Source organism: Geodermatophilus sp. CPCC 205506 (genome assembly GCF_051383635.1).
Classification (GTDB): Bacteria; Actinomycetota; Actinomycetes; order Mycobacteriales; family Geodermatophilaceae; genus Geodermatophilus.
On record NZ_JALPKP010000006.1, the window covers coordinates 25131 to 37973 of the forward strand.

A 12843-nucleotide genomic window follows, 5' to 3' on the forward strand; every position below is an offset into this window, starting at 1 on the left:
CGGCGACGAGTGGGGGACCCCTGTGCAACAGCTGGTCAACGGCATCTTCATCGGCTCGATCTACGCGCTGTTCGCCATCGGGTTCACCCTGGTCTTCGGCATCCTGGACCGGCTGAACCTGGCGCACCCCGCGGTGTTCGCCGCCTCGGCGTTCGTGGGGATCGAGCTCGTCGAGCGGGCCGGGCTGTCCCTGTGGGCGGCCCTGCCGATCGTGTTCGTCTTCGGCGCGGTCCTCGGTCTGGTCATCGAGCGGCTGGCGTTCCGGCCGCTCAAGGGCCGGGCCGACGCCCACTTCGCCGGGCTGATCTCCTCCATCGCCCTGGCCGGGATGCTCATCGCCCTCCTGCAGTGGCGGTACGGGCCCGACACCCGGCGCTTCCCGGCGGGGTCGTTCCCCGACACCCGACTCGAGGTGGCCGGGGCCCAGGTCACGCTGGTGCAGGTCGTGATCCTGGGCGTCTCCCTGGCCCTGATGGTCGGCCTGACCTTCCTGGTCACCCGGTCCCGGCTCGGACGCGGCATGCGAGCCGTCGCGGAGAACCCGACGGCGGCCCGCGTGCTGGGTGTGAACGTCGACCGGATCACCGCCGTCACCTTCGCGATCTCCTCCGCCCTCGGCGCGGTCGCCGGCGTCCTGTTCGCCATCAACGTGAACACCGCCCAGCTCGGCATGGGCTCGGCGATCGAGCTCAAGGGCCTGGCGGTGATCATCGTCGGCGGGATGGGGTCCCTGCCCGGGGCGATGATCGGCGGGCTGGTGCTCGGGCTGGCCGAGGTCTTCGCCGTGCAGTACATCGGGTCGTCCTGGCGCGACGTGATCGCCTTCGGGCTGTTGTTCGTCATCCTGCTCGTGCGCCCGCAGGGCCTGCTCGGTGCCCGGAAGGTCCGGGAGGTCTGATGCTGCTCGAGTACGCCACGACGCTGACGTTCATCGCCCTGGGCGCGATCTTCGCCTACTCGTTCTACGCCGTCCTCATCGCCGGTCAGCTGAGCCTGGGCCAGGCCGGGTTCGCCTCCCTGGCCGCGTTCACCGCGGCCGGCCTCGCTCCGGACAGGGAGCGGGTGGGCGAGTTGCCGGCCCTGCTGGTCGCCGTCCTGATCGGCATGGCCGTCGGCGCAATCGCTGCGGTCGTCCTGGGCCTGCCGACGATGCACCTGCGGGGGGTCTTCCTCGCCATCGCCACCCTCGGGTTCGCCGAGGCGGTGCGCGTCGTGCTCCTCAACCAGGAGTGGACCGGGGGTGCCCAGGGGCTGGCCGTGCCCCGGATCCTCACCGTGGGGACGGCGTGGGCGGCGCTCGCCCTCGTCGCCTACTGGTTCTGGCGGATGGGGCGCTCCCGCTACGGCCGGGCCCTCGAGGCGATCCGGGAGGACGAGCTGGCCGCCCGGTCCATGGGCATCGACGTGGGACGCCACCGGCTCACCGCGTTCGTCACCGCCGGTGCGGTCGCCGGCCTGTACGGCGTCCTGTTCGCGTATTACGTGCGGCTCATCGCGCCGGGTGACTTCGACTTCACCGCCGCCGTCGACGGCCTGGTCACCGCGGTGGTCGGCGGCTCGACGATGTTCCTCGGCCCGCTGCTGGGCAGCGGCTTCCAGACCGTGGTCCCGGAGGTCCAGCGCGCCGTCGGCGTGGAGGCCGGCTGGATCCGGCCGTTCCTGGCCGGGCTCCTGCTGCTCGTGGTGATCCTCTTCCTGCCGGGTGGCCTGGCCAGCCTCATCCCCCGGCGCACCCGCATGCCGGCGTCGCGGGGCCAGGGAGCCGACGGCGGGCCGCACCTCACCGCGCGACGCCACCCGGCCGCGGGCGACACGGTGGTCAGCGTCACCGGCCTGGGCAAGGAGTACGGCGGGGTCCATGCCGTCAGGGACGTCGACCTCGAGGTGCGCGGCGGCGAGGTCCTCGGCCTGATCGGTCCCAACGGGGCCGGGAAGACGACCCTGGTGAACATGATCAGCGGGGTGGTACCGCCGAGTTCGGGCCGCGGCGCGGTGCTGGGCGCACCACTGGGGCGCACGCCCGTGCACAAGCTGGCGGGGGCCGGGGTGAGTCGCACCTTCCAGCACTCCAAGCTGTTCAACCGCCTCTCGGCGCTGGAGAACGTCCTGGTGGGGGCCCACCTCGTCAGCCGCCCGACCTTCCTGCGCCGGTTGCTGTGGCTGCCCTCGGCCCGCCGCGACGAGCGGGCCGCGCTCCAGCACGCGGCCCGGTGCCTGCAGCGGGTCGGGCTGGCCGACCTGGCGGGGTCCCGGGCGTCGGCCCTGTCCTACGGTGACCAGCGCCGGCTGGAGATCGCCCGGGCCCTCGCCTCGGACCCGTCGCTGCTGATCCTCGACGAGCCGGCCGCCGGCATGAACCACGTCGAGGCGGCGAGGCTGTCGGCGCTGATCCGGTCGCTGGCCGAGGAGGGACTGACCATCCTCTTCATCGAGCACAACGTCGGCATGGTCCTGGAGACCTGCACCCGGGTGGTGGTGCTCGACTTCGGCGAGGTCATCGCCAGCGGCTCACCGCAGCAGATCGCCGCGGACCCGGCCGTCATCGAGGCCTACCTCGGGACCGAGCACGACGAGCCGGTCACCGGGTCGATCGCCGAGGGGACCCTGCCCGACCCGACCGGGGGCGGCACCGACGGGACGGCGGCCGGGGCGGTCACCAACGTGCGACCGGGCGCGGCCGGCACGCTCGACCCGCCGGACACCACCCCGAGGAACGCGCCGTGAGCGATCCCATCCTCTCGGTGGACGACCTCCGGGTGAGCTACGGACGGGTCGAGGCCGTCCGCGGCGTGTCCTTCCGGGCCGACCCGGGATCCCTCGTGACGCTGGTCGGGGCGAACGGTGCCGGCAAGTCCTCGGTGATCAACGCCGTCTCCGGGATGCTGCGCCCGGCGGGCGGCCGGATCACCTTCGAGGGTCGGGACATCACCCGCACCCCCGCGCACAAGCTGGTGGGCCGCGGCGTCGTCCAGGTGCCCGAGGGGCGGCAGATCCTGGCCACCCTCACCATCGAGGAGAACCTCCAGATGGGTGCGTGGCACACCGGCGGCGCGTCCCAGCGCGCCATCGACGCCGTCTACGACCGGTTCCCGGTGCTGGCCGAGCGCCGGGCGCTGCCGGCCGGGGCGCTCTCCGGCGGTGAGCAGCAGATGCTCGCCATCGCCCGCGCACTCGTGGCCGCCCCGACCGTCATGCTGATGGACGAGCCGTCGATGGGCCTCGCTCCGCGGATCGTCGACGAGGTGTTCCGCGTCATCGGGGAGATCCGCGCGTCGGGCACCACGGTCGTGCTGGTCGAACAGAACGCCCGCCGGGCCCTGCGGGTGGCCGACCACGGTTACGTGTTGCAGAGCGGTGAGATCGTCCACTCCGGCCCGGCCGCGGAGCTGCTCGCCGACGAGCGGATCGTGGAGGCCTATCTCGGGGTCGACGGCACCTCGGGGCGGCGGAGCGGTCCGGCCGATCAGGGTCGGCGGGCCGATTAGGGTCGGTGCCGTGTCCGACTGCCTGTTCTGCCGCATGGTCGCCGGTGAGATCCCCGCCGACGTCGTCCACGAGACCGACCGCGTGTTCGCGTTCCGGGACATCAACCCCCAGGCCCCGACGCACGTCCTGGTGATCCCGAAGGAGCACCACCCGACCGTGGCCGCGCTGGCCGCCGCCGACCCAGGGCTCCTCGGCGCGGTGGTCGGGGCGGCGCAGGCGGTCGCCGTCCAGGAGGGCCTGGTCGGCGAGGACGGCGTCGAGCCCGGTTACCGGGTGGTGACCAACACCGGCCCGCAGGCCGGGCAGACGGTGCACCACGTGCACCTGCACCTCCTGGGCGGCCGGCACCTGAACTGGCCCCCCGGCTGACGTGCCCGGAGGGGGCAGAAATGGCCATTTCTGCCCCTCCGGGCCCGGCCCGGGCGGGTGACCTGCGCCTCGGACGGCGGTTCGCGGGGTGCGGCGCGGGTAGACTCGACGGGGTCCGCCAAATCCCCAGCAGGAAGGCAGGGTCGAGGGTTCTTGCCCGACTCCTCCCCGAACGTCCCTGTGCCGGGCGCCCCCACGTCGCGTGAGGCCTCCGCACAGGCCGCCGCGGCGGACGGCCACCTCGGCTCGCCCGCCCCGTCCACCGCCGGCATGGGGCGTCCCGTCCCCGCCCCGGTCCGGACCACCATCACCGTCCCCGACGACGTCTCCATGGTCGCCCTCCTCGGCTCGGGCGACGAGCTGCTCCGCCTGGTGGAGAACGAGGTCGACACCGACGTCCACGTGCGCGGCAACGAGATCGCCGTGACCGGGCAGCCGGCCGACAACGCCTTCGCCGTCGCGGTGTTCGACGAGCTCATCGCGCTGCTCGGCACCGGCCAGGCGCTGCGGCCGGACTCGGTGCGCCGGGTCATCGGCATGCTCCGCGCCGGCGGCTCCGAGCGGCCGGCCGAGGTGCTCAGCCTCGACATCCTCAGCCGTCGCGGGCGCACGATCCGGCCCAAGACGCTGAACCAGAAGCGGTACGTCGACGCGATCGACGAGCACACGATCGTCTTCGGCATCGGGCCGGCCGGCACCGGCAAGACCTACCTGGCGATGGCGAAGGCCGTGCAGGCGCTGCAGACCAAGCAGGTCAACCGGATCATCCTCACCCGCCCCGCGGTGGAGGCCGGCGAGCGGCTGGGCTACCTGCCCGGCACACTGTCGGAGAAGATCGACCCCTACCTGCGGCCGCTGTACGACGCGCTGCACGACATGGTCGACCCGGAGTCCATCCCGCGGTTGATGCAGTCCGGGACAATTGAAGTCGCGCCATTGGCGTATATGCGTGGTCGCACGCTCAATGATGCATTCGTCATTCTCGACGAGGCGCAGAACACCACTGCCGAGCAGATGAAGATGTTCCTCACCCGGCTCGGCTTCGGCTCCAAGATCGTCGTCACCGGTGACATCACCCAGGTGGACCTCCCCGGCGGCGCGCAGAGCGGGCTGAGGATCGTCCGCGAGATCCTCGACGGCATCGAGGACGTCCACTTCGCCAACCTGACCAGCGCCGATGTCGTCCGGCACCGGCTGGTCGGCGACATCGTCGACGCCTACGAACGCTGGGACGCCACCCAGCAGCAGAGCCGGCCGGCCGCGCCGCCGCCGGTGCGCGGGCAGCGGCCGCGGCGCCAGGGGGGCTGAACGGCATGCCGGTCGAGGTGGCCAACGAGTCCGAGATCGCCGTCGACGAGTCCTCGCTCGCCGCGATCTGCACCTACGTGCTCGCCGAGCTGGGCGTCAACCCGATGGCCGAGCTGTCGGTGCTGTGCGTCGACCCGGACTACATGAGCACGCTGCACGAGCGCTGGATGGGGGAGAAGGGGCCGACCGACGTCCTCGCCTTCCCCATGGACGAGCTGGACACCGGCCGTCCCGACGAGCCGGACCCGGGGCCGGCCCTGCTCGGCGACGTCGTCCTCTGCCCGTCGGTCGCCATCCGCCAGGCCCGCGCCGCCGGCCACACGATGGACGACGAGCTGATCCTGCTGGCCACGCACGGCGTGCTGCACATCCTGGGCTACGACCACATGGAGCCCGAGGAGGAGAAGGAGATGTTCGGCCTGCAGTCCAAGCTGCTGGACGGCTGGCGCTCCGCACCGCGGGCACCGATGACCGGTGAGGCCGTCGAGCGGGGGCCGGGGCAGCGATGACCTCCGGCGAGATCACCCTCCTGGTGATCGCCGTCTGCCTCATCCCCCTCGCCGGCGTCTTCGGCGCGATGGACGCCGCCCTCCAGCGCGTCTCCATGGCCCGGGTGGAGGAGATGCGGCGCGACGGCGTCAAGCGGTCCGCCGTCCTCGTCGACGTCGTGGCCGAGCGGGCGCGGCACGTGTCGCTGCTCCTCCTGCTGCGGATCGCCTGCGAGATGGTCGCCGCGGTCATGGGCGCCGTCGTCGTGTACCGGCTGTGGGGCGGTGGCTGGCAGACCGTGCTCGCCACGGCCGGCGTCATGACCGTCGTCAGCTATGTGCTCGTCGGCGTCGGCCCGCGCACGCTCGGCCGCCAGCACGCCTACGGGTTCGCGCTGGCCACGGCCGGCCTGGTGCGGCTGCTCGGCCGGGTGCTCGGGCCGGTGGCGACGCTGCTGATCCTGGTCGGCAACGCGCTGACCCCCGGCCGTGGCTACCGCGACGGGCCGTTCTCCTCCGAGGTGGAGCTGCGCGAGCTGGTCGACATGGCCGAGGAGCGCGGCGTCGTCGAGTCCGGCGAGCGCAACATGATCCACTCGGTGTTCGAGCTGGGCGACACGATCGCCCGCGAGGTGATGGTGCCGCGCACCGACGTCGTGTGGATCGAGCGCACCAAGACCGTGCGGCAGGCCCTCGCGCTGGCGATGCGCAGCGGGTTCAGCCGGCTGCCGGTCATCGGGGAGAACGTCGACGACGTCGTCGGCGTCGTCTACCTCAAGGACCTCATCCGCCGGACCCAGGGCGTGCACGACCCGAAGAACGGGCTGCGGGTCGAGGAGCTCATGCGGCCGCCGACGTTCGTGCCGGAGTCCAAGCCGGTCGACGAGCTGCTGCGCGACATGCAGGCGCAGCGCATCCACATCGCGATCGTCGTCGACGAGTACGGCGGCTTCGCGGGGCTGGTGACCATCGAGGACATCCTCGAGGAGATCGTCGGCGAGATCGCCGACGAGCACGACGCGTTCCAGCGGCCCCCGGTCGAGCGGCTGGCCGACGGCTCGGTGCGGATCACCGCCCGGTTGCCGGTGGAGGACCTCGCCGAGCTGTTCGACGTCGAGCTGCCGGAGGACGACGACGTGGAGACCGTCGGCGGCCTGCTGGCCCGCGAGCTCGGCCTGGTCCCGATCGAGGGCTCGGTCGCCGAGGTCGCCGGTCTGCGGCTGGTCGCGGAGAGCACCGGCGGGCGGCGCAACCGGATCGACACCATCCTGGTCTGCCGGGTGCCGGAGCCGGTGGCCGAGGACGACGAGGAGCCGGGGGCCACCCGAGCGGACGTGCCCGCGGCCGTGGAAAGCTGACCGGCCGTGTCTGAACTCCAGCCCGAGGACGCCAAGCTCGTCACCCTCGCCCGCTCCGCCCGCGGCCGCACCGGCGCACCGGAGGGCGCCGCCGTGCGCGACACCGACGGGCGCACCTACGTCGCCGCGTCGGTCGCCCTGCCGTCGCTGACGCTGTCGGCGCTGCAGGCCGCGGTCGCCGCCGCCGTCTCCAGCGGCGTCGAGGGGCTGGAGGCCGCCGCGATCGTCTCCGCCGCCGACGCGGTCGAGGAGGCCGGGCTGGCCGCGGTCCGCGACCTCACGCCGTCCGCCCCGGTGTTCCTCGCCGGCCCGGACGGCGCGGTGCGCACCAGCGCCTGAGTCAACGGCCGCGGGCCCGGGCTCTCGCCTGCTCGCTGATCTCCTCGGCGTGGGCGAGGAAGTGCTCGCGGGTGGCCAGCGCGTTCCGCACGTAGTCGCCCACGGCCGCCGCGTCGACGGCGGCCCCGCGCGGGAAGTCCCAGGTGGTGAGCGTGGACGACCCGGGCCGCAGCACGCCCAGCGGGTCGTCGAGGAGCACCCCCCACAGGAAGCGCAGGTTGACGGCGTCCTTGGTGACGCTCAGGGCGACCACCCACTGCCGCCAGCGGGCGTCCAGCGCGTAGACCGGCATCCGGTACTTGATGGCGAGCTCCAGCTCGGGAGCCGCGGCCCGGACGGCGGCGTCGAGCTCGCGGAGCGTCTCCGCCGCGGCGGCGTCCACGCCCGCCAGGTACTGATCGAGGGGCTCCACGGCGGAGGAGGCTAGTGCCGGTCCCCGGCGGTCGGCCGTCCGAGGGCCTCGGCGAACGCCTCCGGGTCGCGCACCCAGACGGTGAAGGCCCGCTCGCCGTCGCCGTCGGCGGCCAGGTGCCGGACGGCGACCCGCGTGCGTCCCGGCCACCAGCCACCGCGCGACCTCGCCCGGGGCCACCCGTCCGGCGGGTTCCCCCGGCGCACCTCGCGGACCAGGCTGCGGGCGACCACGTGCAGCGTCGACGTCCGCCGCAGCCCGGCGATGTCGAAGGAGAGCCCGGCGTCGGACACGGTCGTGCGCGCGGTCGACAGCACCAGCACGGCCACGCCGAGCAGCACCGCCAGCGGCAGCTCGTCCACCAGTCCGGCGGTGCCGCGCTGCCAGGCGAACAGGCCCAGCCAGGCCGCGACGCAGAGCAGCGCGGTGAGCACGAGCCACGGGCGCGCGGGGTTGAACTGCCAGTAGCGCAGCGGTGCCGGCGTCACCGTCGCCGAGCGCCGCGGGCCGCGGCGGGGGAAGAAGCCGTAGGCCCCGACCTGCGTGGTGTGCCGCTCCTGCTCCCGCAGTGCCCGTACCGCCAGGGGCTCGTCCTGCTCCCGCCGTCTCCGCCCAGCCACGTCCCGATCCTCCCAGGCGGCCTCCTCCGGACTCCCCGCGCCGGGAGTCCGGGACCCGCCCCGGACTCCCGGCGCGGAATGTCCGGGAGCTCACCCGGTGGCGCACCGGGGGTGTCGGACGGCGGTGGGAGACTGGTGCGGTGACCTCGCCGGACCAGCCGTACCGCAGCGGCTTCGCCTGTCTGGTGGGCCGCCCCAACGCCGGCAAGACCACGCTCACCAACGCGCTGGTCGGCGAGAAGGTCGGCATCGTCAGCAACCGCCCGCAGACCACGCGGCACGCCATCCGCGGCGTCGTCCACCGGCCCGGCGGTCAGCTGGTGCTCGTCGACACCCCCGGCCTGCACAAGCCCAAGAGCCTGCTCGGCCGCCGGCTCAACGACGTCGTCCGCGACACGCTGTCCGAGGTCGACGTCGTCGTCTTCTGCGTGCCCGCCGACCAGCCCGTCGGCACCGGCGACCGGTTCATCGCCCGGCAGCTGCGCGAGGTGCGGGTGCCGGTCGTCGTGGTCGTGACCAAGACCGACGCCGCGTCGAAGAAGCAGGTCGCCGAGCAACTCGTGGCCGCCAGCCAGCTGGTGGAGGCGGCCGAGGTCGTCCCGGTCAGCGCCGTGGCCGGCGACCAGGTCGAGCTGCTGGAGGACCTCCTGGTCGGCCTGCTGCCCGAGGGGCCGCCGCTGTACCCGGAGGAGCAGACCACCGACGAGGACGTCGAGCGGCAGATCGCCGAGCTGGTGCGCGAGGCCGCCCTGGAGAAGGTGCGCCAGGAGGTGCCGCACTCCCTCGCCGTCACCATCGAGGAGATGACCCGCCGCCCCGACCCCAAGCGGGCCGGCGGCGAGCTGGTCGCGGTGCACGCGCTGCTGCACTGCGAGCGCCCGAGCCAGAAGCCGATGCTGCTGGGCCGCGGCGGGGAGATCATCAAGGCCATCGGCACCGAGGCGCGCCAGGGGATGGAGACGCTGCTCGGCGCCCGGGTGCACCTCGACCTGCACGTCACGGTGCTGGGCGAGTGGCAGGACGACCCCAAGAAGCTGAACCGGCTGGGCTACTGATGAGCACCACACCGAAGTCGCTCTACCGCGACGAGGGGGTCGTGCTGCGGACCCAGAAGCTGGGCGAGGCCGACCGGATCGTCACGGTGCTGACCCGGCGGCACGGCAAGGTGCGCGCCGTCGCGAAGGGCGTCCGCCGCACCAAGAGCAAGTTCGGCGCCCGGCTGGAACCCTTCAGCCACGTCGACCTGCAGTTCTACACGGGCCGCAACCTCGACATCGTCAACCAGGCGGAGTCCATCCGCGCCTACGGCCAGCCGATCGCCGGCGACTACCCGGCCTACACCGCCGGCACCGCCGTGCTCGAGACCGCCGACCGGCTCACCGCCGAGGAGAAGGAGCCCTCGCTGCGGCTGTTCCTCCTCGTCATCGGGGCGCTGCGCTCACTGGCCGAGCGGACCCACCCGGCCGGCCTGGTGCTCGACGCCTTCCTGCTGCGGGCCATGTCGGTGGCCGGCTGGGAACCGGCGCTGGCCGGGTGCGCCCGCTGCGGCGAGGAGGGCCCGCACCGGCACTTCTCCGTGCCGGCCGGCGGCACGGTGTGCCCGCCCTGCCGCCCGGCCGGGTCGGCGATGCCCAATCCGGTCACCATCGAGCTGCTCGACGCGCTGCTGACCGGCGACTGGGCGACCGCCGAGGCCAGCCAGGGGGTCAACCGCCGGGAGGGCAGCGGCCTGGTCGCCGCGTTGCTGCAGTGGCACCTCGAGCGCGGGCTGCGCTCGCTGCCGCTGGTCGACCGTTCCGATCCGTCGGCCCCGCGCCGGGAAGCGGGCCTGCTGAGTGAGGCGTGAGGTGAAGGCGCCCGACCCGCACCCCTCCGGTGCGCGGCCGCCGGCGATCCCGGCCGACAAGGTCCCCGGCCACGTGGCGATCGTGATGGACGGTAACGGGCGGTGGGCCAAGCAGCGCGGACTGCCCCGCACCGCCGGGCACGAGGCGGGGGAGTCCTCGCTGTTCGACTGCGTCGAGGGCGCCATCGAGCTGGGCATCTCGGCGATCAGCGCCTACGCCTTCTCCACGGAGAACTGGCGGCGCAGCCCGGAGGAGGTCCGCTTCCTCATGGGCTTCAACCGCGACGTCATCCGCCGGCGCCGGGACGAGATGCACGAGCTGGGCGTGCGGGTGCGCTGGGCCGGCCGCCGTCCGCGGCTGTGGCGCAGCGTCATCAAGGAGCTCGAGGTCGCCGAGGAGCTCACCCGCGACAACGACGTCCTGACGCTCACCATGTGCGTCAACTACGGGGGGCGGGCCGAGATCGCCGACGCCGCCGCCGCGATCGCCCGCGAGGTGGCCGCCGGCCGGCTCAAGCCGGACAAGGTCACCGAGGAGACCGTCGCCCGGTTCCTCGACGAGCCGGACATGCCCGACGTCGACCTGTTCGTCCGCAGCTCCGGGGAGAACCGCACCAGCAACTTCCTGCTGTGGCAGTCGGCGTACGCCGAGTTCGTCTTCCTCGACACGCTCTGGCCGGACTTCGACCGGCGGCACCTGTGGGCCGCGTGTGAGGAGTATGCGTCGCGGCAGCGCCGCTTCGGCACAGCCTGACCACAGCCCCGGGAGCATCGCAGCGAGGAACGAGCGAGGCGCGGACCGGGGCGCGGAGTCAGGCCGGGGGGCACAGCCTGACGACAGCCCCGGGAGCATCGCAGCGAGGCGCGGACCGGGGCGCGGAGTCAGGCCGGGGGGCACAGCCTGACGCGCGGCCGGCCGGCGGTCGTCGGGTCCGTTGACACGGGCGGTCCCTCGCTCGACAGTGGCGGCTCCCGGACTAGGACGGACCATCCCCGTGAGCGACTGCACCATCGCGTCTCCGCACGCCCAGGACCCGCGACCCGCTCCACCCGCGGACCTCCCTGAGCAGTCGCCCGCGACCGACCCGTGGACCGACGGCGCATCGACGGCGGGGTGGCTGGTCTGGTGAGCGTCTCGAGCGGAGCCACCGTGCCGCCGTTCGACCAGGTCGGGGTCGCGATCGCCCCGGGGACGGACCTCGTCGTCCGGGTGCCGGGCATCGTGCTCGTGGTCGCCGTCGAGGCGACGGCGACACCGGCACCCGCCGTCCGCCTGGGCGGCTGGGCTGCCGCGCCGGTGGCTTCTCCACCTGCGGTTCCGGTCGGTGACCGGCGGGTCGGCGAGCTGGTCGACCTGTGCCGGCGCGTCTCGGCCGCCGGCAGCCGCGCGCCAGGACGGCGGCTGCACGAGGAGCTGCGCGGCTGGCTGGCGTCCCACAGCGAGCCGCCCTCCTTCGCGGTGGCCGGGGCCACCGAGGACGGTCTCGCCATCGGGCTGGCCGGCCGGGGCGTGGCCGAGGTGCCCGACCTCGGCCTTCGGCTGACCCCGCAGGACGGCGAACGGCTGCCCGACGGCACCGCGTTCCTCGACCGCCTGGTGGACTGGCCTCCCGCTCCGCTGCGGCTCACCGCCGGGGCACCGCTGGAGATGGCCCCCCACCCGCTGGCCGACCTGATGGCGGGCACGGTCCCCGGGGCCGCGGCGGTGCTTACCCCGGCACCCTCGCCCGCGCCGGACGCGCCGTCGCACCCGGCCTCCGTCCGGCTCCCGTCCCCGGCGGCGGTGCCCGCCGGTCCGGACCCCGCGGCTGCCGGGACGGCGATGCCGCCGGTGGCGGGCACGGGCGTCCCGCCGGTGCCGCCGGCGTCCCTCGCCGCGTCCGCGCCGCACGAGCAGGGCCCCGCCGCACAGGCCCGCGGGCCGCACGCCGCGTCCGGACCGGACGTCGTCGTCCCGCCGCCGGTGGCGCTGCCGCCGCCGCTGCGCGCGGTCTCCCTGTCGGCTCCCTCCGAGGCCGAGCCGCCGCGGCCGCCGCTGCCCATCGTCTCGACCGAGCAGCCACCGGCCGCCCTGGTACGGGAACCCGAGGACACCCGGCCCCGGGCGAAGGGCTTCCTCTGCGAGAACGGGCACCTCAACGACCCGCGCCTGCCCTTCTGTGCCCTGTGCGGCGTCCGGGTGGTGCAGCAGAGCGGGGTTCTCGTCGAGGGCGTCCGCCCGCCGCTGGGCCTGCTCCTGTTCGACAACGGCGCCACGGTCAGCCTGGATGCCGACTACCTGCTCGGCCGCGAGCCGGAGATCGACGACCGGGTGCGCTCCGGCCAGTTGCGGCCGCTGCTGGTGGTCGACCAGACCGGCGGGGTGAGCCGGCGGCACGCCGAGATCCGGCTCGAGGGCTGGGACGTCGTCCTGGTCGACACCGGCTCGGCCAACGGCACGCTGGTCGCGCCGCGCGGGGCCCCCGCGTGGTCGTCGCTGGTCCCGGGGCAGCCGATCCACCTGCTGCCCGGCATGGCCGTGCGGATGGGCAGCCGACAGTTCGTCTTCGAGTTCCCGCACGGCGGTCACTGACCCGCCGAGGGGCCATCGTGGCCTCGACGGCCCCCGGGGGGTGCG

The 12843-nt window shown here is 74.0% G+C and carries 14 protein-coding genes; 12 read left to right on the forward strand and 2 right to left on the reverse strand.

Annotation, left to right across the window (positions count from 1 at the left end; genetic code table 11):
* Positions 1-22 precede the first annotated feature (22 nt).
* From MY520_RS04945 to MY520_RS04980, 8 genes are all read left to right on the forward strand, one after another.
* Entirely contained in the window at positions 23-898 is an 876-nt protein-coding gene (locus MY520_RS04945) for a branched-chain amino acid ABC transporter permease (RefSeq protein ID WP_436690674.1), read from the forward strand.
* Entirely contained in the window at positions 898-2724 is a 1827-nt protein-coding gene (locus tag MY520_RS04950; protein ID WP_436690676.1) for a branched-chain amino acid ABC transporter ATP-binding protein/permease, read from the forward strand. The genes MY520_RS04945 and MY520_RS04950 overlap by 1 nt, the downstream gene beginning before the upstream one ends.
* Positions 2721-3485 carry an ABC transporter ATP-binding protein gene (locus MY520_RS04955; protein ID WP_436690678.1) on the forward strand — a complete coding sequence of 255 codons (765 nt, stop codon included), beginning with the start codon at positions 2721-2723 and terminating at the stop codon, positions 3483-3485. The genes MY520_RS04950 and MY520_RS04955 overlap by 4 nt, the downstream gene beginning before the upstream one ends.
* A 10-nt stretch (positions 3486-3495) precedes the next feature.
* A complete protein-coding gene (locus MY520_RS04960) occupies positions 3496-3855 on the forward strand; it encodes a histidine triad nucleotide-binding protein (protein ID WP_436690680.1) in 360 nt (119 codons plus the stop codon).
* A 270-nt stretch (positions 3856-4125) separates the two neighbouring features.
* On the forward strand, positions 4126-5163 hold the full coding sequence (locus tag MY520_RS04965) for a PhoH family protein (protein WP_436690682.1): 1038 nt from the start codon (positions 4126-4128) through the stop codon (positions 5161-5163).
* A gap of 5 nt (positions 5164-5168) precedes the next feature.
* The gene (gene ybeY, locus MY520_RS04970; RefSeq protein WP_436690684.1) at positions 5169-5672 is read left to right on the forward strand and encodes an rRNA maturation RNase YbeY; all 504 of its coding nucleotides are present in this window, start codon (positions 5169-5171) and stop codon (positions 5670-5672) included.
* Positions 5669-7009, forward strand: coding sequence for a hemolysin family protein (locus MY520_RS04975; protein ID WP_436690685.1), 1341 nt, complete (start codon positions 5669-5671; stop codon positions 7007-7009). The genes ybeY and MY520_RS04975 overlap by 4 nt, the downstream gene beginning before the upstream one ends.
* Before the next feature lie 6 nt (positions 7010-7015).
* Positions 7016-7348 carry a cytidine deaminase gene (locus MY520_RS04980; protein WP_436690687.1) on the forward strand — a complete coding sequence of 111 codons (333 nt, stop codon included), beginning with the start codon at positions 7016-7018 and terminating at the stop codon, positions 7346-7348.
* 1 nt (position 7349) lies between these two features.
* On the opposite strand, the gene MY520_RS04985 is transcribed toward MY520_RS04980, so the two are convergent.
* Positions 7350-7760, reverse strand: a complete 411-nt coding sequence (locus MY520_RS04985) for a DUF1801 domain-containing protein (protein WP_436690689.1) — start codon at positions 7758-7760, stop codon at positions 7350-7352.
* Positions 7761-7771: 11 nt separating this feature from the next.
* Entirely contained in the window at positions 7772-8380 is a 609-nt protein-coding gene (locus tag MY520_RS04990; RefSeq protein ID WP_436690691.1) for a hypothetical protein, read from the reverse strand.
* Between the two features lie 140 nt (positions 8381-8520).
* Here MY520_RS04990 and era point away from each other — a divergent pair, with 140 nt between their 5' ends.
* The 4 genes from era (at position 8521) to MY520_RS05010 (ending at position 12798) form a co-directional block, all read left to right on the forward strand.
* Positions 8521-9435, forward strand: a complete 915-nt coding sequence (gene era, locus MY520_RS04995) for a GTPase Era (RefSeq protein WP_436690693.1) — start codon at positions 8521-8523, stop codon at positions 9433-9435.
* Entirely contained in the window at positions 9435-10226 is a 792-nt protein-coding gene (recO, locus tag MY520_RS05000; protein ID WP_436690694.1) for a DNA repair protein RecO, read from the forward strand. The genes era and recO overlap by 1 nt, the downstream gene beginning before the upstream one ends.
* A gap of 1 nt (position 10227) precedes the next feature.
* Positions 10228-10980 carry an isoprenyl transferase gene (locus tag MY520_RS05005; RefSeq protein ID WP_436690696.1) on the forward strand — a complete coding sequence of 251 codons (753 nt, stop codon included), beginning with the start codon at positions 10228-10230 and terminating at the stop codon, positions 10978-10980.
* Between the two features lie 372 nt (positions 10981-11352).
* On the forward strand, positions 11353-12798 hold the full coding sequence (locus MY520_RS05010) for an FHA domain-containing protein (protein ID WP_436690698.1): 1446 nt from the start codon (positions 11353-11355) through the stop codon (positions 12796-12798).
* Positions 12799-12843: the final 45 nt, after the last annotated feature.

Excerpts from the sequence above, each read along its gene's own strand:
- recO (WP_436690694.1), top strand. The coding sequence starts at position 9,435 with ATGAGCACCACACCGAAGTCGCTCTACCGCGACGAGGGGGTCGTGCTG.
- ybeY (WP_436690684.1), top strand. The coding sequence starts at position 5,169 with ATGCCGGTCGAGGTGGCCAACGAGTCCGAGATCGCCGTCGACGAGTCC.
- MY520_RS04975 (WP_436690685.1), top strand. The coding sequence starts at position 5,669 with ATGACCTCCGGCGAGATCACCCTCCTGGTGATCGCCGTCTGCCTCATC.
- MY520_RS04965 (WP_436690682.1), top strand. The coding sequence starts at position 4,126 with ATGGGGCGTCCCGTCCCCGCCCCGGTCCGGACCACCATCACCGTCCCC.
- MY520_RS04950 (WP_436690676.1), top strand. The coding sequence starts at position 898 with ATGCTGCTCGAGTACGCCACGACGCTGACGTTCATCGCCCTGGGCGCG.